At 41.9% G+C, this 21575-nt stretch carries 20 protein-coding genes; 13 read left to right on the top strand and 7 right to left on the bottom strand.

What is annotated here, in order from left to right; genetic code table 11:
- Positions 1–36 precede the first annotated feature (36 nt).
- From ACFFGT_RS30150 to ACFFGT_RS30140, 3 genes are read right to left on the bottom strand one after another with little or no spacing between them, the layout of a single operon-like run.
- Positions 37–519 (bottom strand): gliding motility lipoprotein GldH, encoded by a 483-nt coding sequence (locus ACFFGT_RS30150; RefSeq protein WP_377026236.1) that lies wholly within the window; start codon positions 517–519, stop codon positions 37–39.
- The gene (gene ricT / locus ACFFGT_RS30145; RefSeq protein ID WP_377026235.1) at positions 516–2021 is read right to left on the bottom strand and encodes a regulatory iron-sulfur-containing complex subunit RicT; all 1506 of its coding nucleotides are present in this window, start codon (positions 2019–2021) and stop codon (positions 516–518) included. The genes ACFFGT_RS30150 and ricT overlap by 4 nt, the downstream gene beginning before the upstream one ends.
- Positions 2022–2023: 2 nt before the next feature.
- Positions 2024–3169 (bottom strand): DNA polymerase III subunit, encoded by a 1146-nt coding sequence (locus ACFFGT_RS30140; RefSeq protein ID WP_377026234.1) that lies wholly within the window; start codon positions 3167–3169, stop codon positions 2024–2026.
- A 174-nt stretch (positions 3170–3343) separates the two neighbouring features.
- Here ACFFGT_RS30140 and ruvX point away from each other — a divergent pair, with 174 nt between their 5' ends.
- The 10 genes from ruvX to ACFFGT_RS30090 all read left to right on the top strand — a co-directional run bounded on the left by ruvX (position 3344) and on the right by ACFFGT_RS30090 (position 12898).
- Positions 3344–3754, top strand: a complete 411-nt coding sequence (gene ruvX, locus ACFFGT_RS30135; protein ID WP_377026233.1) for a Holliday junction resolvase RuvX — start codon at positions 3344–3346, stop codon at positions 3752–3754.
- A gap of 105 nt (positions 3755–3859) precedes the next feature.
- On the top strand, positions 3860–4270 hold the full coding sequence (locus ACFFGT_RS30130; protein WP_377026232.1) for an acyl-CoA thioesterase: 411 nt from the start codon (positions 3860–3862) through the stop codon (positions 4268–4270).
- Between the two features lie 206 nt (positions 4271–4476).
- Positions 4477–5115 carry an O-methyltransferase gene (locus ACFFGT_RS30125; RefSeq protein ID WP_377026231.1) on the top strand — a complete coding sequence of 213 codons (639 nt, stop codon included), beginning with the start codon at positions 4477–4479 and terminating at the stop codon, positions 5113–5115.
- A 3-nt stretch (positions 5116–5118) separates the two neighbouring features.
- A complete protein-coding gene (locus ACFFGT_RS30120; protein WP_377026230.1) occupies positions 5119–5658 on the top strand; it encodes a glycoside hydrolase family 73 protein in 540 nt (179 codons plus the stop codon).
- A 64-nt stretch (positions 5659–5722) separates the two neighbouring features.
- Positions 5723–6559 carry a glucosaminidase domain-containing protein gene (locus ACFFGT_RS30115; RefSeq protein WP_377026229.1) on the top strand — a complete coding sequence of 279 codons (837 nt, stop codon included), beginning with the start codon at positions 5723–5725 and terminating at the stop codon, positions 6557–6559.
- 125 nt (positions 6560–6684) lie between these two features.
- On the top strand, positions 6685–7494 hold the full coding sequence (locus tag ACFFGT_RS30110) for a peptidase associated/transthyretin-like domain-containing protein (protein WP_377026228.1): 810 nt from the start codon (positions 6685–6687) through the stop codon (positions 7492–7494).
- Positions 7495–7640: 146 nt separating this feature from the next.
- Positions 7641–8663 (top strand): DUF3078 domain-containing protein, encoded by a 1023-nt coding sequence (locus tag ACFFGT_RS30105; RefSeq protein WP_377026227.1) that lies wholly within the window; start codon positions 7641–7643, stop codon positions 8661–8663.
- Between the two features lie 168 nt (positions 8664–8831).
- Positions 8832–10160 (top strand): signal recognition particle protein, encoded by a 1329-nt coding sequence (ffh, locus tag ACFFGT_RS30100; RefSeq protein ID WP_377026226.1) that lies wholly within the window; start codon positions 8832–8834, stop codon positions 10158–10160.
- A gap of 155 nt (positions 10161–10315) precedes the next feature.
- A complete protein-coding gene (locus ACFFGT_RS30095) occupies positions 10316–11068 on the top strand; it encodes an energy transducer TonB (RefSeq protein WP_377026225.1) in 753 nt (250 codons plus the stop codon).
- A 249-nt stretch (positions 11069–11317) separates the two neighbouring features.
- Positions 11318–12898 carry a M1 family metallopeptidase gene (locus ACFFGT_RS30090; protein ID WP_377026224.1) on the top strand — a complete coding sequence of 527 codons (1581 nt, stop codon included), beginning with the start codon at positions 11318–11320 and terminating at the stop codon, positions 12896–12898.
- A 266-nt stretch (positions 12899–13164) separates the two neighbouring features.
- Here the strand turns inward: ACFFGT_RS30090 and ACFFGT_RS30085 are convergent, their stop codons facing one another.
- The gene (locus tag ACFFGT_RS30085) at positions 13165–13536 is read right to left on the bottom strand and encodes a response regulator (protein ID WP_377026223.1); all 372 of its coding nucleotides are present in this window, start codon (positions 13534–13536) and stop codon (positions 13165–13167) included.
- Positions 13537–13812: 276 nt separating this feature from the next.
- Between ACFFGT_RS30085 and ACFFGT_RS30080 the strand changes: the two genes are divergently transcribed.
- Both ACFFGT_RS30080 and ACFFGT_RS30075 read left to right on the top strand, forming a co-directional pair.
- Positions 13813–15219 (top strand): glycoside hydrolase family 30 protein, encoded by a 1407-nt coding sequence (locus ACFFGT_RS30080; RefSeq protein ID WP_377026222.1) that lies wholly within the window; start codon positions 13813–13815, stop codon positions 15217–15219.
- A 37-nt stretch (positions 15220–15256) separates the two neighbouring features.
- Positions 15257–17047: a cellulase family glycosylhydrolase gene (locus ACFFGT_RS30075; protein WP_377026221.1), complete on the top strand. Its 1791-nt coding sequence runs from the start codon at positions 15257–15259 to the stop codon at positions 17045–17047.
- 374 nt (positions 17048–17421) lie between these two features.
- Here the strand turns inward: ACFFGT_RS30075 and ACFFGT_RS30070 are convergent, their stop codons facing one another.
- The 3 genes from ACFFGT_RS30070 to ACFFGT_RS30060 form a co-directional block, all read right to left on the bottom strand.
- The gene (locus ACFFGT_RS30070; RefSeq protein WP_377026220.1) at positions 17422–18351 is read right to left on the bottom strand and encodes a DUF6624 domain-containing protein; all 930 of its coding nucleotides are present in this window, start codon (positions 18349–18351) and stop codon (positions 17422–17424) included.
- A gap of 115 nt (positions 18352–18466) precedes the next feature.
- Positions 18467–18814 (bottom strand): hypothetical protein, encoded by a 348-nt coding sequence (locus ACFFGT_RS30065; RefSeq protein ID WP_377026219.1) that lies wholly within the window; start codon positions 18812–18814, stop codon positions 18467–18469.
- 333 nt (positions 18815–19147) lie between these two features.
- The gene (locus ACFFGT_RS30060) at positions 19148–20599 is read right to left on the bottom strand and encodes a serine hydrolase domain-containing protein (protein WP_377026218.1); all 1452 of its coding nucleotides are present in this window, start codon (positions 20597–20599) and stop codon (positions 19148–19150) included.
- Positions 20600–20931: 332 nt separating this feature from the next.
- Between ACFFGT_RS30060 and ACFFGT_RS30055 the strand changes: the two genes are divergently transcribed.
- Complete coding sequence (locus tag ACFFGT_RS30055) at positions 20932–21567, top strand: hypothetical protein (protein WP_377026217.1); 636 nt, start codon at positions 20932–20934, stop codon at positions 21565–21567.
- Positions 21568–21575 lie beyond the last annotated feature (8 nt).

Raw genomic sequence — 21575 nt, 5'->3', positions numbered from 1 at the left:
GACAATCTTTATTTTTAAACAGCTTCTGAGCTTTAATTACTGAGCTTTTTCTACCCTTAAACCTACATCACTGATTTCATGCAGGGGGTTATCGCGCATGTTTTGCTCTATCTGAAACCGGTAAACGCCTTTTGCGGGGAAGTGGTAATCCTTGCGCAAAAGCACCTGGTAGCTGTATAAATTACCTGAACCTTTACCCAGCCATTCGCCATCGGGATTGGCCAGTTTTACTTCAAAGCGCGTAGTATGAGTTTTTTTATCGGGCGAGATCTGGTTAACAAGCACGAAAATATTGGAGTATTTATAATTGCCGGTTACCCGTAAATTGAGGTATTGGTTATAGGCAACCTTTTCATCAGCAACTTTAACATCAAAGTTTACGCGGTTAACGTATGACCAGTTATGATCGGCAATTTCGGTGTTGGTATCGATGATGCTATTAGGGTCGGTACAGGAACCGGCAAGCATTGTTATGAGTAACAATGCTGCCGGGTAAAAGATATTTAAAGCCCGTTTCATTCAGGTTTTGCCTGTTGATTGTTGTTATTATTGTTCTTGTTTGGGTTATTGGGGCGATTTGGCCTGCGGCGCCTGTTGTTATTATTCCCACTGCTGCCTTCTCCCTGTGGTTTCCCCTCTCCTTGCGGCCTTGGTTCGCCCTGTGGCCTGCCTTCTCTTTGCGGTTTGGCTTCACCCTGCGGCCTGCCCTCTCCCTGGGCTTTGTTTTGCTGCGGAGGCCTGTTTCCCTGGGGCCTGTTATTTTGCGGCTGACGGTTTCCTTCAGGACGTGGTTGCTGGGCCGGCTTTTCCTGTGGATTGCCTGATCCCTGCTGAGGCTGCTGATTGGCAGGTTTGCCTTCGGCCTGCGCCTGGCCTCCGGGTTTCTGGTTTTTATTACGGTTTTTGTTCTTCTTTTTATTGTTGTTACGACGCTCGTCAAGACGGGTAAGGCTGTCCTGGCCAACTACGTTTTCGTAATCAAGCACTTTTGCCGGTGCTGTTTCCACCTCAACAATTTCGCCCAAATCTTCGGGGATTACGCCATCCTTATTTTGCTGCTGGATCTCTTTAACCTTTTTTATCGGCAGCGGCACCCATGATTCTTCGCCCGGGTAACTAAACCACATCAGTTTTTTAAAGATGTCGGTTTTTTGGAGGCGTGCATCACCTTTTTGAGTTTTGAGCACGTTTACATTATCAGGGATGTATTTTAATGCATCCATGTAAGTATCCAGCTCGTAGTTAAGGCAGCATTTTAATTTACCGCACTGGCCGGCAAGTTTTAGCGTATTTAACGAAAGGTTTTGATAGCGTGCTGCAGAAGTAGATACTGTTTTAAAATCGGTAAGCCAGGTTGAGCAGCATAATTCGCGGCCGCATGAGCCTATCCCGCCTAAGCGGCTTGCTTCCTGCCTCATACCAATCTGCCTCATTTCAATACGAATACGGAAGGTTTCGGCCATTTTCTTGATCAGTTCCCTGAAATCAACGCGGCCTTCGGCCGTATAATAAAATGTTGCCTTGGTTTTGTCGCCCTGGTAATCCACATCACTGAGCTTCATGCTCAGGTTAAGGTCAAGTGCCAGCTTGCGCGATTTGTGCATGGTTTCCCATTCCATATCCTTGGCGGCTTTCCATTTATCGACATCGGCTACTGTAGCTTTACGGTAGATCTTTTTTACCACATCGGCTTCCTTTACGTGGCGTTTAACCATTTGCATGCGCACGAGTTCGCCTGTAAGCGAAACATGGCCTATATCATAACCGCCTGTAGTTGCTTCAACAGCAACCAGATCGCCGGCTTCGAGGTAAATATTATCGTTGTTTAAATAAAACTCCTTGCGCGAGCCTTTAAACTTAACTTCAATAACCTGGAAAGGCTTATAGTTAGTCGGCATGTCCATATGCGACAGCCAATCGTAAACATCTAATTTGCTGCAACCATTAGTAAGGCAACTGCCGTTACTTTTGCAGCCCGCAGGCGAACATCCGCCACCTGTTGAGCAACTTCCACATCCCATAATTAACTTGGCATATATTGATTCCCCGCAGGGACATTTTTATTAATTAGTATTTTAATAATTTGTAAAGATACATCTAAAAATAAGATTTTAGGGTTAGCGTTTCGCTCCACATGATAATGTGCTTTTTCCAGCTCATCAATGATCATTTGCGATTTGGCAATGCTCAACACATTGCTCATTTTTTGCGCAGTATCCAGCTCTTTTGCCGGTAAATGCACCAGGCTGCCCGCTCCGGCAAGCAGCAAGCAACATTCGCGAACAAAGCTGGTGCCGTAACGCAAAAAGTTCTTTTGGTTTTCGCGCCCCATTTTGGCAAATTGTTCAACAAAAGCCATCACCTCAATGCCCTTATTGCCGAAACAATAGCGCAGCCATTGTACAAATAGCTCATGGTAGCTTTTGTTGTCCTGCTGTAACATGGCCAGTGCTTCGGTCATGTTACCGTTGCTCAGGTAGGCTATTTCGGCAGCGGCTTCTTCGGTTTGGTGATGGGCGTTTAGTAAATGTTCTTTAATTTCATCATACTCAAGCGACGGTATTTTAACCAGCTGCGTACGTGATAATATGGTGTTCAGGATCTGATCCTGGTTTTGGGCTACCAATAAAAACAGCGTGTTAGGCTGCGGCTCCTCAATAATTTTAAGCAGGGCGTTACCCTCTTTATCCAGATATTCTGGCAGCCAAAGGATCAGGATCTTGTACTCCGATTCAAAAGGCTTAAAGCTTAACTTTTTGATGATCTGGTGGCATTCGGCAATATTGATATTGGCCTGCTTATTTTCGGCATCCAAATATCCGCGCCAGATGTCAAGACTTAAATATGGGTTGGTGGTTAAAGCCCCGCGCCATTGCTCAATAAAAGTGAGCGCTGTATCGTCTTTATGTTTAGCGAAGAATGGATACGAGAAATGCAGATCGGGATGCATCAGTTTTTGATATTTGCGGCAGGAAGAACATACCCCACACGAATCGCCTGGCTGCTTATCCTCACATGACAGGTACTGGGCATAGGCAACAGCAAGCGCCAGGCTGCCCGAACCTTCGGGGCCTAAAAATAATTGCGCATGGCTTACCCGGTTCTCGGTCACCGTGTTAAGCAATCGCTGCTTGGTTGCTTCCTGTCCTACTATTTCTTTAAACTGCATTTGGTGCAAAATAGCAATTAGATATGAGATTTTAGATGTGAGATAGGAGACGGGAATATTTTTTGACAATAAGGAAAAGGTATTCATTTAGCAGGTTTTGCTCATTACGAAGAAGAGATGAGCCTAAATCCAAAAATCTCACATCTCCTATCTCACATCTCCTATCTTTACAAAATGAGAGTAATGGCATTTGATTATGGCACCAAGCGTATAGGCATCGCGGTTACCGACCCCCTGCAGATCATCGCTACCGGGCTCGATAACATCCACCCTAATAATATTATAGAGTTTTTAAAAAAATATCTCCAGGCTGAGCAGGTGGAACGTTTTATTGTAGGTGAACCCAAGCAGATGGACAATACCCCTTCACAATCAGCCATTCATGTAAAAGGTTTTGTAAACCTGTTAAAGAAAACATTTCCGGAAATCCCTATCGAAATGGTTGATGAGCGCTTTACCTCAAAAATGGCATCGGCAACTATCGCACAAAGCGGCATGAACAAAAAAAACCGGCAGAATAAGGAGTTGGTGGATACGATATCGGCGGTGATATTACTGCAAAGCTGGATGGGGACCAGGTTTTAATTGTTTTAACTCCAAATGCTTACCGTATATTTTATAATACGCTGTAATTTTTGAAGTTTTTGTCCGTTACAATTCCCTTTGATCAACCTTTAAAAACAAGCTGCAATGAGCTTTACTAAAACTTATACTGTAAAAGAGGAACATATTGATGTTCAAAATATCATGGACGGACTGTACTATCCTTTTTATATGGAATGGTGCCGCCATGATTTTATCCGCGAGGTGCTTGGCTTTGATTTTGAAGAACAGGCGCACAATGGAGTTAACATGGTACTGTCAGAATATTCGATAAAATTTGTACGCTCATTAAAAAGTGGCGATGAATTCACCGTTAGCTGCGATCTTTTTGCCGATGCCAAAGGTTTGCCCCGTTTGCATTTTAAACAAACCATTACTTGTAAAGGTAAAGTAATGACTACCGGTGTATTTACAGGCACTTGTATCTCAGCTGGCGGAAGGCCTTATTTGCCGGAGGGTATTTTGAAGCAGATAAAAGATAAGCCGACCATGGAATAATGAAAAAAGAGGCGTCATTGCTGTAAAGGCACGAAGCAATCCCCGGCAAGCAGAGCCGCTCTGTATAGTTTAGGATTGCTTCGTGCCTCGCAATGACGCTTTTTTCATAAACTTTAAGTGATGTTGTTTTGATGTTTAATGATCTGTTAATCAAGAGATAAGTAGCATTTTAACCTCACTAAAAATAAATTTCCTATCTTTGCCCCATGGATATTCTCCCTAATGCCTTATTGGCTTACTTAGATGACCATTGCGATCCGGAGCCGGAGGTGCTTAAAAAGCTCAACCGCGAAACGCATATGAAGGTGTTAAAACCTAACATGTTATCGGGGCATTACCAGGGCCGTTTGCTCAGTTTTTTGAGCAAAATGGTGCAGCCGAAGCGCATCCTGGAGATAGGTACCTACACAGGCTACTCGGCTATTTGCCTGGCCGAAGGTTTGGCCGAAGACGGCATTCTCCATACCATTGAAGTTAGCCGCGAAATGGAGGAGATCATCAATTCACACATTAAACTAACAGATGTTGAAAATAAAATAAAGCTGCATTTTGGACAGGCAGAGGCTATTATTGCTGATTTGCAGGAAGATATTTTCGATTTAGTGTTTATTGATGCCGATAAAAAGAATAATTATACTTACTTTCAATTAGTTTTTGACAAAGTCAGATCCGGAGGATTAATAATAATTGACAATGTTTTGTGGAAAGGAAAGGTGTATGGTTCAGAAAAAGATGCCGATACACAAGGAATTCGCAAACTAAATGACCAGATAGCTGTTGACGACAGGGTAGAAAAACTAATCCTGCCGGTACGCGATGGGCTGCTGGTTATCAGAAAAAAATAAATTATGAAGAAAATCTTACTGATTACAACACTGTTGATCTCAACATTAGCTGCTTCAGCACAGAAAAATACCTCATTATCGTACATTGATAAGTTCAAAGAAGATGCCATTCGCATCATGCACGAAACCGGGATCCCGGCAAGCATCGTTTTAGGTGTGGCTATGCACGAATCGGGATGCGGTAACAGCACAATAGCACAAAACCTTAATAACCAGTTTGGAGTAAAAGGTTACAACACTGTAGTTTATACCAAACACAACAAAAAAGTTCGCACTTCATATAAGCGTTACGATTCAGTTTTTGACTCATTCCAGGATTTTGCCCGCATCATGACCGAGCGCAAACAGTTCAGCCACCTGGCCGACGCGCTTACCCATTATGATTACAAAGGCTGGGCAAAAGGTATTCAACGTGCCGGTTATGCAGGCAGCCGCAAATGGGCCTCACAAGTTTTGGGTATCATCAACAGATATAACCTGAACGACCTTGATGAGAACCCTGCAACCCAAACCCAGCTGGCCGACGCAACAACTAAACAATAATAATTACGTTTATAAATCTTAATTTGGCCCCTATTTATACGCCACTCAATAAGATTTAAGCATAATGCGAAAAATTATATACCTGTTTATTGCTATAGCCTGCTTCAGTTCATGCTCTGCCCGTAAAAAAACATCGACCGTATCAAATCGCGATGCCAGGCGCAACAACAGTAACATCCAAAAAGCAAATAAGGATGCCGTTGCTAACTACAAATCCTATACATCGTTAGAATATATCGAGCGCTTTAAGGCGATTGCTATACAGGAAATGAACCAGTATGGTATCCCGGCCAGCATTACCCTTGGTCAGGGTTTGTTTGAATCGGGCGCGGGCAGCAGTGATCTGGCTAAATATGCCAACAATCACTTCGGCATAAAATGCACCAGCGACTGGACCGGCAAAAGCTATTATAAAGATGATGATAACGTGAATGACTGCTTTCGCGTTTATGATAACCCCGAGGATTCGTTCCGTGACCACTCCAACTTTTTGAAACGTAAAAATTACGCCAAACTTTTTGAGCTGGATAAAAACGACTACCAGGGCTGGGCATATGGTTTAAAAAAAGCAGGATATGCAACCAATCCAAATTATCCGCAGTTATTGATCAATATCATCGAAAAATACAACCTTGCACAATATGATCGCCCTGAAGGCGAGATCGCTAAAATTAAACGGGAAGACCGCGTATTGTCCCAGATCAATAACAGCATCAATAAACCCGCACAAGATACCCTTTCCAAAACCCCGCCCGATGATAAGATCTATACCGTTAAACAGGGCGATACACTATACAACATATCTAAACGTTTTGGAATAACTGTTGACGACCTGAAAGCATTGAACAGTATGAACGATAACAACCTGAAAATTGGCCAGAAGCTTGTTGTCGCGAAGTAAAGAGGCAAGACAGCAAGGGTCAGGAGACAAGAAGGAATAAAAGCAATCCATTTCCGATTTTGTCTTGTATCTTGATTCCTGATATCTTGGTTCTGTCCTCGAAAAGTTAATTGTTGTTAAATTGTATGACTACCCGCTGTGTAACACGTATTTTTGACCCCGCAATGAAATTGTGGATGCTCCTGATATGTTTTACGCTGCCTGCAGTGAAGGTTTTTTCCCAGCAAAAAACTGTTGACGGGGTTGTGTTTGATAAAGACAGTAAGGACCGCATAGCCAAAGTAAACGTACTGAATATCACTACAGGCAAATCCATTTACAATACCTTTAAAGGTGAATTTAAGATAGAAGCACAGCCTGGCGATGTGCTTGTTTTTACAAAATTTGATCATCATCCGGATACGTTGAAAGTGCAAAGCGGCGAATCAATGGCTGTTTATATGAAACGATCGGCCATACAGCTTAAAGAAGTTATTGTGCGCGACACCCTGCTTAACCCGCAAAAAAGGTTGGCGGCAACTAAAAATGATTATACTAAAGTTTTCGGCCCGCTCAATAACCAGGATTTGCTGAGCTTTGGCCCCGGCGGTGCAGGTTTAAGCATCGATGCACTTTATAATTTATTTAGCCGCAGCGGCCGCAATGCCGCCCATCTGCGCGAAACCATTGAAAAAGATTACCAGCAAAACGTTATCGACTATCGCTTTAACCGTACCTATGTTGGAGCCATAACTAACTTAAAAGATCAGCAGCTTACCGATTTCATGTTGCGGTACCGTCCCGGCTATTACCTGGTAAAAACGGCCAGCGATTATGAGTTTATTGCCTCTATTAAAACCAACCTCAGCCGCTTTTTAAAGTATAAAAAACGACCGTATTCCCTTACCCCGCTTGTTACGCCCGAAGAGAACAAGAAAGACCTTGGCCGTGACTAACGTAGATAAACCTTAATACAAGGTTCATTTTAATATCCAAAAATTCCAATATTTTTGACCGAAAGTTGTTAACCTGATTAAACCCGGGGGCAACATTTTTGTTTATTGTAGGTAAAAAAGGAGATTTTTGCTTTAATTTGTTTACTATGTTAAAAACAAAACCGGGATTACTATTACTCATATTATCAGTCACGTGTGTTTTATCAGTAAAAGCACAAACCGATACCCTGAAAAAAGATAGTGTTAAAATAGACACTGCCGTACTTAATAAATACCGTATAAATTCCCGCAAAAACGCCATCCCCACCCGGGTTCGCCCCATACAGATCCAACGCGAAATGGTACCTGTTACCATGCTTGATTATAAAGTAAACTACTGGAAAAAAGTGATCACCTTTGGCTTAAACTTTAGCCAGTCGGCTTTCAGCAATAATTATGCGGCAGGTGGTGTAAGCGCGGTGGCGTTAGGCTCAAACTTTATCTACCACACCGAATATAATAAAGCCCCGTTCAGCTATGTATCCGAGCTTAACCTTACCTATGGTGTGTCAAAAAACAAAGGCCAGGGTAAACGTAAAACCAATGACCGGATCTACTTTGATAATAAATTAGCCTCGCAGATTTCAAAACACTGGTACTTTTTCGGTGCGCTAACCTTTGAGTCGCAGTTTGATAAAGGCTTTAACTATGTTGACCTGGGCAACGGAAAGTTTGATCAGCAGTATATTTCAAACTTCATGTCGCCGGGTTATTTAACCGAATCAATCGGTTTTGAGTATAAGCCAACCGGTTATTTTGATTTACGTTTAGGTACAGGTACAGCCCGTCAAACATTTGTTTTAGATACTATCATCCATAGAAAACAACAAGACAATTATGGTGTGCCAATAGGCCATACCGTAAAAAATGATCTGGCTTTCCAGGTTGTAGCGCTGTTTGATAAGGACATCGCCAAAAACATCCACCTCAATACCCGTTATGCGCTGTTTATCCCTTATGCTCAGTCACCAAAGTTCATCACGCACCGTGTGGATATGGTATTGGCAGCCAAGGTTAACAGGCTGATCAGCGCAACGGTTAACGGTACTTTATTGTACGATAAACATACCGCAGAAGCAGCCCAGGCCACGGAGGGCATCGGGTTGGGAATGCTGTACAGATTCCCGTAACGGATACTTTTAAAATATTAAAACATTGACAGGCCTTATAAAAATGAGGCCTGTCTTGTTTTACCGGGTTGCGAATGAGATGTAAGTTAATCACTAAGTAATTGAGTTAATATAGTTCAAAATCATACCTTTGTATCCTTATAAAAAAGATTAAAGTTTTTTATCATAATGTTTGAAAATCTTTCGGATAAACTCGACAGGGCGTTCAAGGTCCTGAAGGGTCAGGGAACAATTACTGAAATAAACGTGGCCGAAACCATGAAGGAGATCCGCAAGGCCCTCCTTGATGCCGACGTTAACTATAAAACTGCCAAAGCATTTACTGATGATGTAAGGCAAAAGGCGCTTGGTAATAATGTATTAACGTCTATTTCGCCAGGGCAGTTGCTTACCAAGCTCATGAACGATGAGCTTACCGAACTAATGGGCGGTACCACAGCCGATCTGACCTTTCCGGCTACACCTACCATCATCCTTATTGCTGGTTTGAACGGTGCGGGTAAAACAACTTTTACCGGTAAGCTTGCTAATTACTTAAAAACACAACGCAATAAAAAACCATTACTGGTTGCTGATGATATTTACCGCCCCGCGGCTATCGATCAGCTGGAGGTACTGGGCCAGCAGATAGGCATCCCGGTTTATGCCAACCGCAATTCAAAAGACCCGGTTGCTATTGCCCGTGAAGGGATAGCCCAGGCTAAGCAAAACGGAAATAACGTGGTAATTATCGATACCGCCGGCCGTTTAGCTATTGACGAGGCCATGATGGTGGAGATTGAGCAGGTAAAAGACGCTGTAAAACCACACGAGATATTGTTTGTGGTTGACTCCATGACCGGCCAGGATGCTGTGAACACGGCCAAAGTGTTTAACGATCGCCTTGACTTTACTGGTGTGGTATTAACCAAGCTGGATGGTGATACCCGCGGCGGTGCGGCCCTTTCTATCAAATCGGTTGTTAACAAGCCGATCAAATTTATTGGTACCGGCGAAAAGATGGAAGCACTTGACGTTTTCCACCCTGATCGTATGGCATCAAGGATCCTGGGCATGGGCGACGTAGTATCCCTGGTTGAGCGCGCCCAGCAGCAGTTTGATGAGAAGGAAGCTGCCGAATTACAAAAGAAGATCCGCAAAAACAAGTTCGACTTTAACGATTTTTACGGCCAGATTCAGCAGATCAAGAAAATGGGTAACATGAAAGATTTGATGGGTATGATACCGGGTGTAGGCAAAATGATGAAGGATGTAGAGGTTGATGATAATGCTTTCAAAGCTATCGAAGCAATCATCCAGTCCATGACCCCGTTTGAAAAAGAAAACCCTGAAACTATCAACCAAAGCCGTCGTAACCGTATAGCAAAAGGTTCGGGTACCGATTTGCAGGAAGTTAACCGCCTCATGAAGCAATTTGATGACATGAAGAAGGTAATGAAGCAAATGAGCAACCCTGCCGCCATGGCCAACATGATGCGCCGGATGCCGAAGATGTAATAAAAGCTTCTGATGTGTAGCGTATAAAAATAAAGATCTCGAAAGACGATCTGCTTCAAGATTAGTTGCAATCCTCCTGATTCCAGGGGGATTTTTTTTGAGTTATGTTAGTTGACGACACAGAAAATTTATCGGTAAAACAATATATTTATCTTATGAAATTATACTTATGCCTTATCTCTCTATTGGTTTCTGTTAAACTTTCAGCACAAACAGAGGATATAAAAAGTGTTAACGATACTTTACGCATCATTGAAAAATACCAGGTATTAAACAATAATGGTACTATTATTAAAGAAGGCCAGTACACTGCTTATTCAAAAATATATCCAACAAAGCGAATTTGTACCGGTTTTTATAAAAACAATTTGAGAGAAGGTCAATGGATTCTCTTTTCGGTAGATGGTAAAACAGCGGCCTTTGGAAATTATGAACATGGCTTAAAAACAGGCCTGTGGGAAGCGAAAGATATGAGAGGAATCGTAGAAATTAAATATGATTATACGGCAAAGCAATTGCTCGATTTCCAATACACAAGTCAAAATAAGCCAGAAAAGGAATATGATGTTATAAATGGCTCGGATACGATTAAAACCAAATTGGAACGACCACCAATATTTTTAGAGGGCGGAGGTGTTATAGCAACAACCATAGCGCTTTCTTTAAGTATGCCAGATGAGGCTCGCAGCCATAATGTAAATGGTGTTGTATTAATTGCGGTCACTGTAGGCGAGGATGGTGTTATAAATAATTACAGAATAAAAAGATCGCTTGGCTTTGGTTGCGACGAAGAAGCTTTAGCCGCGGTCAAGCGCCTGAGAGGTGAGTGGCTTCCTGGAATTTTAAATAGGAAAGCAGTTAGCGTTGAAAATATTTTTCCTGTAAGTTTTACTAACGTAGAAGAATAAATTAGGACATTGAAAATTGTTGCTTTTGAGTAGAATGCTTTTTATGGTTCGTTATAAAATAAGATGTCTCTTAATTTAAGCAAGAGGCATCTTATTTTGCTTTATATGACCTTTTATTCTTGTTTGCTGCAGGATTCCGTGTAACAATTTAGCAATGTTAAAAAATATGATTTGTGCTTATGGGAATGATACTTATAAAAGCTTGTTTTATTAGCTTTGTTGTTGTACATTACAAATTGCAGGAAGCTTATGCGCAGGATATTTTTAGTTCTTTTATCGTTATCAACCCTATTTACTATACCAACATTTGCCCAGGTTCCGGGGGCAACAATTGATGTTAAACACTATACGTTTGATATAAGGCTTAACGATGCCGATAATAACATAGAAGGAAAGGCCACGGTTACGGTAAAGTTTTTGAATGGTGCAGAGGGTTTTAACCTCGACCTGGTAAAAAAGAATGCAGAAGGCAAGGGAATGCAGGTATCGGCAGTAACTGAAAATGGAAAACCGGTAAAGTTTACCCAAAATGATGAACAATTAACGATAAATACCCGTGCTTATAAAGGCAATACCCGCGATTATACTATAAGCTATAGCGGCATCCCTGCCGATGGCCTGATCATCTCAACTAATGCATATGGTCACCGGACCTTTTTTGGTGATAACTGGCCAAACCGGGCCCATAACTGGCTGCCCTGCGTTGATAATATTGCAGATAAAGCCACAGTTGATTTTATTGTAACCGCGCCAGATCATTACCAGGTTGTATCAAATGGCCTGCAAACTGAAGAACAACAACTGGACGGAAAGCTTAAGCTTACCCATTGGGTTGAAACCGTTGCGCTGCCAACCAAAGTAATGGTTATTGGCGTAGCCGAATTTGCCGTTGATCGCCCGGGGGATGTTAATGGCATCCCTGTTTTTACCTATGTATTTCCGGAAAGTAAAGAGGTTGGGTTTAAAAGCTATGCGGTGGCGAAAGACATCCTCCCCTACTTTATCAAAAATGTTGGCCCTTACAGCTATGAAAAATTAGCCAATGTGCAGTCGAAAACCATTTTTGGCGGTATGGAAAATGCCAGCGCCATATTTTATTTTGAAGAATCGGTTAAAAGCCCTGAAATAGAAGAATTGATGGCGCACGAGATTGCCCACCAATGGTTTGGCGATGGCGCCAGTGAAAAAAGTTTTAGTCACCTGTGGTTAAGCGAAGGTTTTGCTACTTACATGACCAACCTGTATCTCGAAAATAAATATGGGGCCGGCACACTGAAAACACGTCTTATTGCTCAGCGTAAAAAAGTGCTGGGTTTTGAAAAGGAGCGATTAACACCCGTTGTTGATACCGCTGCTAAAACAAAATATATGCAGCTGCTTAACGCCAATAGCTACGAAAAAGGTGGCTGGGTATTGCATATGTTAAGGCGCAAACTGGGGGACGAGATCTTTTGGAAAGGCGTAAGAAACTACTATTCCAAATACCAGGGCGGCAATGCCAATACAGATGATTTGAGACGGGTGATGGAACAAGCCTGCGGAAAAGACCTGAAGCTGTTTTTTACCCAATGGCTGCGCACGGCAGGGCATCCTAACCTGATTGTTAACTGGAAATACGATGAAAAAGACAGTAACATTACCATCAATGTGACCCAAAGCCAGGAATATATTTACAATTTATCGCTGGAGATTGCTGTTGATGGCCAGATGCTCACAATACCGGTAAAAGAAAAATCTACAACTGCACGTTTTAAGATAAAAGCCAAACCGGCAGATGTAAAGATTGACCCGAATGTAAATTTGCTGGCATCGTTTGAGGAGAATAAATAAAAGGGATTAAAAATAAAAAATGTCATTCGATAGAGCAAGGGCAGGATTTAGCGATGGCGCGAAAGAGAAATCTTATACGTCTTATTAGCGGCTATGCAAGGTTTAGGACGGGCATATAAGATTTTTCGCTATCGCTCAAGAGATAGTTTCTCTTCACCCGCACGCACGTTGCCCCCTCTGGTTCGTCGAAATGACAATTGATATTATTTAGTAAGATCGAAGAAATACAAACACATAATAAAATCGCTATACCGGCTTTCTCCAACCTACGCCGCAATCACCCTGTTGATCACCCTTTCCAAATCTTCCAGATCAAAGGGTTTGGCTAAATATGATTGGGCACCGGCATGGTTGGCCAGGATCTGGATATCACTGTTAGCCGAAAAATAAATTACCGGAATATTTTTAAGGCCCTCTGTTTTTTTGAGTGTTTGTGTGGCTACAATCCCGCCCGAATCAGGGATCCAGTTATCCATCATGATAACATCAGGTAAAATGCCCGAAACCTTTTCAACTATATTGTTGCAGTCGCTAAAGGTATGTACTTCCCACCCCTGTTCTTCTAAAATATAGCTGCAAATAGATAGGATGTCCTCATCATCATCGAATATGACAATTTTTTTTTGTGAAGTACTCATGAGATAGTTGTATGTGAATTTATAAACATCTTTTCATAAAACCAAATGTTTTAAATTGCTAATTAAATTTAGCGTGTTTAAACGGGCTTTTACATCAATCCGGCTTAAATTATCTGCATAAAAACCACTTCTTAACTACTACAAAACCTAATTATTGGCTTTGTAACCGATTAATTACGGCGTTTTATTGAAAACAGTAATATTTTTACCTATCCAATTTCAAACAGCCTTATTAATTCCTGTTATACCAACAAATACACCTGTAAACGCTATTTCATGAACACGCAAATCAAATCGATTTTATTGGGCGCCATGCTACTTGGCCGGGTTGCCACGATAAACGCACAAACAACAAAGGCAAGCCTGTGGCTTACCAAGGCCGATAGGTCGGTACTTTTTGAGCAGCAAAAAGAGCCGCTTACTTTTAAAACCGGGGAGGCAGGTGGCACCACTATTAGTGTTGATGATAAGCAGCACTACCAACCGATAGATGGGTTTGGATTTGCATTAACCGGGGGCAGCGCCATGCATATCATTCGTATGAGCGCCGATAGCCGGGCAGCCTTACTTAAAAATCTTTTTGCTGTTACCGGCAACGATATTGGCATCAGCTATTTAAGGTTGAGCATCGGCGCATCCGATCTGAATGAAAAAGTATTCTCATATGATGATATGCCCGAAGGCCAAACCGACCCAACACTGAAGCATTTTGACCTTGGCCCTGATAAAACAGATGTGGTCCCGGTAATGAAACAGATATTGGCTATAAACCCGGCAATCAAGATCCTGGGCTCGCCATGGTCGCCTCCGGCATGGATGAAAACCAATAACGATACCCGTGGTGGTCGTTTAAAACCAGATTGCTACCCGGTGTATGCCAAATACCTGGTTAAATATATCCAGGCAATGAAAGCCAACGGGATCAACATCGATGCCATCACCATTCAGAACGAGCCATTACACCCGGGCAATAACCCCAGCTTGTTGATGGTTGCGCCCGACGAAGCCGACTTTATCAAAAATAGCCTTGGCCCCGCGTTTAAGGCGGCAGGCATCAAAACAAAAATCATTGTTTACGATCACAATGCCGACAGGCCCGACTACCCTATTTCGATATTAAACGACCCATTGGCCCGTAAATATGTGGATGGCTCAGGCTTTCACCTGTACGGCGGCGATATTTCGGCCCTTACCGATGTGCACAATGCACACCCGGATAAAAACATCTATTTTACGGAGCAGATGACTGTTGAGCCCGAAAATCAAAGCACCATCAACATTGCCTGGCCGGTAAAAAGGCTCATCATTGGGGCTACCCGCAACTGGAGCCGCAACGTCCTGGAGTGGAACCTTGCTGCCGACCCGGAATATAAACCATATACCGACAGGGGCGGCTGCTCGTCATGCCAGGGTGCTGTTACTATTGATAAAAATGAGGTGAAGAAAAACATTGCCTACTATTCGGTAGCGCATGCCTCAAAATTTGTGCGCCCGGGTTCGGTGCGGATTGCATCAAACAATTCGGACACCTTGCCTAATGTGGCCTTTAAAACGCCCGATGGTAAAAAGGTGCTGATTGTAGCTAACACCGGCGATAGTGCGCAGGATTTCAATATTCAGTACCAGGGAAAAATATTGGCTGTTAAGCTTGATAAAGGTTCGGTTGGAACATATATCTGGTAGTATAAATCGGTTCAGAAAAATTTAAACGCACAACAACATGTTAACAACGATAATAAAAAATATCAGGTTAAGTTCGGGAATTAAGATCCTGCTGGCCGCGGCCCCTGCCTTGTTTGTCTCGCTGCATAGCAATGCACAAACAGGCTTTTTAAAAGCCGACGGCAAAAAAATAGTTGATGAAAAAGGGCAGAACGTACTGCTGCGCGGTATGGGTTTAGGCGGATGGATGCTGCAGGAAGGCTATATGCTGCACATTAATAAAGACAGCCGGCAGTACCGCATCCGCGAGCGGTTGGAAGAACTGATGGGCCCGGCCGAAACCAAAGAGTTTTACGATACCTGGCTGGCCAATAATACCCGCAAAATTGATGTAGACTCGATGAAGCGCTGGGGATTTAACTCCATTCGCCTGCCGATGCATTATAACCTTTATACGCTGCCGGTTGATAAAGAGCCTGTAGCCGGTCAAAATACCTGGCTGGATAAAGGCTTTAAAATGACCGATGATTTGCTGGCCTGGTGCAAAGCGAACCATATGTACCTGATCCTTGACCTGCATGCCACACCCGGCGGACAAGGCAACGACCTTAATATCTCCGATCGGGACCCGGATAAGCCATCACTTTGGGATAGCGAGGCCAATAAGCAAAAAACCATTGCCCTTTGGCGCAAATTGGCCGAACGTTATAAAGATGAGCCAAACATAGGTGCTTATGATATCATCAACGAGCCAAACTGGGGTTTCGATGATCCTCAAAATGATAAAAACGGGCTTAAGGAAAAAACAAACGGCCCTTTAAGAAAACTGATGGTTGATATTACTGCCGCCATCCGGGAGGTAGATAAAAAACATATCATTATTATTGAAGGTAATGGCTGGGGTAATAACTATAATGGGATTTTGCCCCAATGGGATAAAAACATGGTGCTGAGCTTTCATAAATACTGGAATTTTAACGATCAAAAATCGGTTGACCACATAGTAAAAACACGCGATCAGTATAACATACCAGTATGGCTGGGCGAAACCGGAGAAAACTCAAATACCTGGATAACGGAGGCTATCGGCTTGTTGGAGAAAAATAACATTGGCTGGTCGTTATGGCCATTGAAAAAACTGGGTATCAATAACCCCATGGAAATTGTGTCAAACCTGAACTATGATGATGTAGCCAAATACTTGAACACCGGCAGGCATAAACCTAAAGAAAGCAATGTATACAGCGGTACTTTGGAGCTGGCTACCTATGCCAAACTGGAAAACACGATCATCCATCATGATGTGATCGACGCTATTTTCAGGCAGCCTCATACAACCGTTACCAAGCCATTTAAAGCCAACAAAATAGGCAACGGCACGGTAATCAATGCTGTTGATTATGACCTGGGCCGTAATGGTTACGCTTATTTTGATACTGATACTGCCGACTATCATACATCAGGTAAACCAGGCGTTGGCAACAAAGGGCATGTTTACCGTAATGACGGTGTTGATATCAGCAAGGATTCGACCCAATACAACAGCTATTATGTTGATCATATTGAAAGCGGCGAGTGGACACAGTACACCATACAGGTTAAAACACCGGGTGTGTACTCTATAAGTCTCAAAGTTGCTTCCGCTACCGACGATGCCAAACTTTCTGTGTTGGTTAATAATACAACCCAGGCAAAAGAAGTGGCAGTACCCAACACCGGCGGACTAAAAAAATGGCAGGTTATTGCCGTTAAAAACATTGTTTTAAAAGCGGGCAGCAACAAAATAAAAGTACTGGCAAACAATGGCGGGTACAATCTGCATTACCTGCAATTTTGGAAGGGTAAATAAAATATAATTGCGCTAAACTTATTAAGCAGCCGGGGTATTATAATGCTCCGGCTGTTTTATTTAATGCAGGAAGGGGCTGCCTACGGTTAATATTATTTTTCTAACAAAAGCTATTGTAAATAAGTGTTTTTATAGTTAAATTTATTATACCAATTATCAGTAAAATCTAAACAGGGGGATTCGTTATGAAAAAACAAGCTACGATAGTTTGTCAGCCAGATAAGACTGAAACTACCCAACCAATTTTGGTAAACTGCCCGCCACAACATCAAAAAATGTATCGCGATCATACGCATTGTGATCACCAGTACGGCAGGGTTAACAAGTTCCCGATAGGCAGCAGCCGGGGGCCATGCTTCTTTTAAGTTAAAGCGCTATTTAATATAATAATACAGTTGGCTGTATGGCTTAAAGTTTTGCAGGTAAACTGCCAGGCTGCATAATCCAATTTGCTCCCGCCGGGTATCAACCCCGGCTTCATCGGCAATGGAATATGCTTCATATTGTCCGTTATTAAGCCTTAAATGAGTGCCATAGATCTGTGTATTGTTTTCATATAGAGCAATATTATCGGCCATAATCGCAAAGCCTTCAGCTGGTAGAGATCCGTTAAGCGCGGCAATTCTTATTATCGAAAAATATTTTTTCTGATTGGCGATACTGGCATGAAGCAGCGTGGCGATCAGGGCTTCCGGCCCATCGGGGCCAAAATACTCCTTGCTTTTCCAGCCATAGGTGTTAACTATTGAAGATACTTTTATAAAGTTTATAGAGTCGGCTTGAAGGAGGAGCTCTTTAAACGATTTTGCCTCGCTTGAATTTTTGCCATGCTGATTAACGATGTCCTGATATTGTTCAAACCCGGCCTTATAGTTTTTCAGCATCTGTGAAAGCTCCATGGCTACCGATGGAATAAGCTTAACCCGGTTTTGATGAACAGCCGATATGATGGTTTCCCACTGGCTGTCACGGCGTAATCTTACAAAAAGGGGATCTGTCGACAGCATTCTTTCGTTTTCAAAACCACGGCCCGCTATAAATTCCAGGTACAAAAATGCGCTGTCGCGTTTGCCTGTGACAGCCCAACAGGCTGCCGCTTTATAAAGATGTGCAGTATCAAGCACACCATAATTAAGGGCGCGCACCATCGAATAAACCGATGCTGCTTTTTTATATTTTTTTGTTGCGAATAATGAGTCGGCAACGTGAAGCGGAACGGAATAGTCCTGCTTATCCTGTGCTTTACTTTCAAAACAGAAGGCAAGGGTTACAAACAATAATAAACAGCAGTACTTGAGGCGCATTGGTGTAGGTTTAAAGAACAACCATAAAAACGCATTTGCCGGGTTAAAAGATATATGAGAGAAATGGATTTAACATTTGAGGGCAGATATTTAACAAATAAAGGGTACGATTATATTACAAATCCAAAGCATCTCCTTTGTGATCAATAAGTAGTTGATTGGGATATAGTATTAATTTATATACAAAATCATTATTGTTGATCGAGTTAATTTGTTCTACATCAACGATACCAAATTTTCGGCTAACCTTAACTTTAAATATCCTGTCGATATAATAACGGCTATCGTTAGGGTATGATTCATAAGGGTGAAACTCAAATTGATAATACTCATCCCCTCTAACCTCTTCTTTTCTTTTAAATACTATGGAATCGCCATTAAAACTGTTCTTATTTGTTTCATATCTAATTTCCCATGAGGAGTTTTCTTTCGTTTTAAAATCAAACAGTTTGTATTCGCTCAATTTGGGCTTAAACCACTTGTAATCATAAGGAACAAACATTACCGAATCCTTCGTGCTTCGCAGATAGCCGGATAAAAAAAGTACGATTTGCTATCATCATTGAGCTTCCAATATGTTTTTCCCCTGATATTGCTGCTTGATTCTGAAAGACCAAAAGATTTTATAAAATAACCATATGCGATTTTTACGTCGGGATATGATTTTTTCATTTCCTGAAAAAAAGGTCTTCTGGCTTCTTCTTTGCAGCCCTGTATTATAGCCGGTTGAAGTAAACAAACAGCGATAATACACGAGTGTAATTTGTTGCTTTTTATCATACACTAAATTGCCGGCTTACTCTGCCCTTTTTAATTCAACCTTTCCCCCATCACCATAAAATATCAAATGGATCTTGCCTACGGCATCTTTGTTAAACTCCAGCTCGTAAGGTAAATCTTTCAGAAAAAAGCGATTGTTCGATTGCGGGTAAAGCTCCCGTTTTGCCTCGCCGCTGGCCCCGGCATAAAGCTTACCATCCATTTCGGTTATTGTTAAAGTTCGCGGCGGCCCGATAAAAAATTTGCCGGTATAGCTTTTTAACACATCTGCGGGCACGGGTACTATTTTCTTTAAGTTGGTATGAAATAACCCTTTAAAACCATAAACCTTAGCTACGCTGTTAATCAGTTCTTGTATAACACCGCCATTATCGCTGTTAACCATTACAACCACGCCATTTCCGCCCTCTATACTGCCATAATACTGGCAACGAAAACCTTCATTACCCCCGCTATGGCTAAAGTATATAGTGCTGTCCATTTTATCTATAAAAGCTCCTAATCCGACATCGTTACCGGCGTGAACAGTTAGCCTGAGCTTTGTGGTTTCCCGGTTCAAAACCTTTGCCGATTTGCCTTCATAAGCCAGCTGGGTTTCAATGATGTATTTTGCCAGGTCGGTTGGGTTTGTCCACAAACCAGCCGCGGCTTGTTCCGGGTAAATATGATAATTTCCTTTTATCGGTTTGCCGGCTGAAGTATAGGCAACGGTAAGCAGGTTCTGATCAACATCGTAAGGCGGCTGTGCGTAGGTGCTCTCATTCATACCGAGCGGCTTTAGTACTTCCTTTTTCATATAATCGGCATAGGGCATATGGGTTATATCCATCACTATCATTTGCGTAATGGTGGTGCCCCCTCCCGAATATTCATACCGCTTTCCCGGTTCAAACATTGATTTAATGGCGGGCGAATTGGCCGGTTTTTCGCCATTGAGTATCTGTACAACGGTCGGCAAAGGAAGGCCACGTTCATACCCGCCAAAGCCATGTACATTTAACCCTGCGCTGTGGCTTAGCAGGTTTGCTATGGTGATTTTTTTGCCTTTTGACAGGCTATCATAAGGAAACTTCCAGCTTTTAAGGTAAACATTGATATCGGTATTTAGATCGAGTTTTTTATCCTGCACCAGTTTGAGCACACCAATGGAGTTAAGCGACTTGCTGATGGATGCCGCCTGGAAAAGTGTTTTGGTGGTAACGGGGATTTTTGCACTATCGTTAGCTATACCATAGCCTTTGGCCCAGGCAATTTTATAGTTTTGAATAACGGCGATACTTAAACCAGGGATCTTATAATAGACCATCCGATCCAATAGGTTCCATGGCTTTTCGCCCTCAACCTGAACATTGCCGACCAGGCCGTTCTCAACCTGGCTGATTTTATCCTGTGCGTTGCTTTGTGCATAAACCCTTACCTGGATAAATAGCAGCAGGGAGAGGGTTAATGATTTGCTTAAGATTTTCATAGGTTTTGCTTTTATGGCTGAGTGTTTTTTACCTGTTTATAAAGCTAAAATTAGGAATTTAAGATTTATAAAAATAAACAAAACAGAATTTTATTTTAAAAAATACAAATAATTGAAATTAAATTCTGTTTTTTCGTTTCGGTTTTATGATGCTCTTCATTCCTTTCATATCACAAGCTGTTTGGCGGGGGCTAAGTGGCAACTGCTTATTACCTTTCTGCCAATTGGATATTGGGATGTTTCAAAAGTTTATTTTAAAGCGCAAAGCAGTTTGTAACAAAAGGATAGCATTTTAATCTCATTGAGAGTTTATAAACCAGCACATTAAACAAATGATCAAGAAATATTCAGTTTTAACAGGCGTATTAATTTCTTTGATTTTAATGGCGATAGCAATTTCAGTTTACCCGGGTGGATCAACGTACGATGAAACTTCTGTTGGCTTTGACTGGAGAAGGAATTTTATAAGCAACCTGTTTGCAGCAAGGGCGTTAAATGGCGCTGAAAACCCTTCTGTAATTTGGGCATACTTAGGAATGATCCTCTTCCCGGTTAGTTATGCAATATTCTTCATTAACATGGCAAAAAAAATACCTGATAAAGGTGCTGCCATTATTATAAAATATTTAGGTGTAGCTAATATTCTGTTTACGTTTTTAACAGTAACACGTTTGCACGATTTAATGTTAATTATATCAACCTCTTTGTTTTGGACGTGTGTAGTTGTGATCACAGTTTTTATCCTGAAAACAAGGCTTCATTTATTTAAGGTCTGCTGTGTAGTTTGTCTTTTAATTTTTTATTACAGCGTATACTTATGGGGTATAAGTGACTGGAATTTATTGCCAATAATTCAAAAAGTAAATTTTGTCACTTCAACATTATTAATATTGGGGCTTGAATATTTTACCAAACAGGAAGATTTTGCCCATATTAGATCTGCAAGACAGAAAAGGATTATAGGGTGATATAAAAA

The sequence above is a fragment of the Mucilaginibacter angelicae genome, from assembly GCF_042434235.1.
Lineage (GTDB): Bacteria > Bacteroidota > Bacteroidia > Sphingobacteriales > Sphingobacteriaceae > Mucilaginibacter > Mucilaginibacter angelicae.
Note: the sequence above shows the minus strand (reverse complement) of the source record. Positions and strands in the feature narration are given on the sequence as shown.